The following is a 1,887-nucleotide window of genomic DNA, read 5'->3' on the forward strand; positions in this document are numbered from 1 at the left end:
CTTAAATAGAGTTTTAGGTAGTAGTTTCAATTTTTATCCTGAGAATTTAATTCTCAGGAATGAGGATTTTATTATCTAAACAAGTTAAATTTTCTCAACTCCATATCATCTGAGTTATTTCAAAAAAATTCTGGATTTTCTTTAATTCTCATTCCTAACTAATTGTAGACATGACAAAGATAGTAGAATTTTAAACTCAATTGCTCTACAGTTCTGTTCAACTTGCTAAATATGAAATAATTGTCTGAAATTACTGTATGATTAAAATTTAAAATCTAAAAAATCTTACTTTTAACTTTTGAGTTCTGAATGCCTGAATTCTGTGAGAAAGTATTACCGAAAAATCAAGGTATAAAGCCTTCTATTTCAAGAGAAAAAAAGTGCTCTTGAATTTCCTTATATTCAATTCCGTTACGGTTTTCATTGAGGTAATTATCATTATCCATTATCCATTATCCATTATCCATTATCCATTAATAAATACCTTTGCAGAGTAGCAACAAGAATTAGTTAATTATGCGTATACTTATCTATTCCTACAATTATCATCCAGAACCAATTGGTATTGCACCCCTAATGACGGAACTTGCGGAAGGTTTTGCTAAACGTGGACATCAAGTTCGTGTGGTGACTGGTATGCCAAATTATCCTGAACGTAAAGTTTATGATGAGTATAAAGGGAAGTTTTTTCTGACAGAAGAACAAAATGGTGTAACAGTTCAACGTAGTTATATTCATGTGAGAGGTTCTAAACCAGGGCTTTTAGATAGACTATTGTTAGATGGTAGTTTTATTGTGTCTAGTTTATGGCAAGCTTTTAATGGTTGGAAACCTGAAATAATTTTTGCGACGACTCCTCCTATATTAATTTCTTTACCAGTTAGTTTTTACGGATTATTTTCTAATTCTTCTGTGGTATTAAATATTCAGGATATTGTTTCTGAAGCTGCGGTAAGAGTTGGGTTGGTGAAAAAAGATAGTTGGATAGTAAATATAGCTCAAGCAGTAGAAAAATTAGCTTATCTCAAAGCTGCTAAGATTAGTGTTATTGCTGAAGATTTTCTCACGACTTTAGTTGAACAAGGAGTTTCTAAAGACAGACTTGTTTGTATTCCTAATTGGGTAGATATTAATTTTATTAGACCTCTGGATAAAAATAATTCTTTCCGAGAAGAACATAATCTGAAAGATAAGTTTGTAGTTGTTTATTCTGGGAATATTGCTTTAACTCAAGGTTTAGAAACAGTAGTTAAAGCTGCTGCTAGTCTTAAGGAAAAATCGGAAATTTCTTTTGTTATTTTAGGGGAAGAAAAAGCGCGTCAAAAATTACAAGAATGTTGTGATAATTATCAAGCAGATAATGTAACTTTACTTCCTTTAGTACCACGAGAAAATTTACCAGAAATGTTATCTGCTGCTGATGTTGGTTTAGTAGTACAAAAAAAGACTGTTACTGCTTTTAATTTACCTTCAAAAATTCCTGTTATTCTTGCTAGTGGCCGTCCAATAATAGCTTCTGTTCCTGATACAGGTACGGCAATGAGGGTTGTCAAAGAAAGTGGTGGTGGAATAGTGGTTACTCCAGAAGATTCTGATGCTTTGGCACAAGCTATTTTAGAATTATATGAAAATCCAGAAAAACTTGAGCAACTTGGTCAGCAAGGGAGAAAATATGCAGAGGAAAATTTTGGGTCTAAAAGTGCTTTAGATAGTTATGAAGCTTTATTTGGTGAAATTTTAAATTTGAAGGAAGAAGGAGGAAGGAAGAAGGAAGAAGTTTGAAGTTTGAAGTTTGAAGGTTCAAGGTTGATGATTTATTGTTATTATACTTTATTTGTTTGATAACAAATCAGTCTTAATCAAGAGATATTTACAACAATCAAAATT

1 protein-coding gene is annotated in these 1,887 nt (G+C 31.7%); it reads left to right on the plus strand.

What is annotated here, in order from left to right:
* Nucleotides 1-516: 516 nt before the first annotated feature.
* Nucleotides 517-1,782, plus strand: a complete 1,266-nt coding sequence (locus tag AFK68_RS00410; RefSeq protein WP_094670760.1) for a glycosyltransferase family 4 protein — start codon at nucleotides 517-519, stop codon at nucleotides 1,780-1,782.
* Nucleotides 1,783-1,887: the final 105 nt, after the last annotated feature.

The organism is Hydrocoleum sp. CS-953 (assembly GCF_002260545.1).
Lineage (GTDB): Bacteria > Cyanobacteriota > Cyanobacteriia > Cyanobacteriales > Microcoleaceae > Trichodesmium.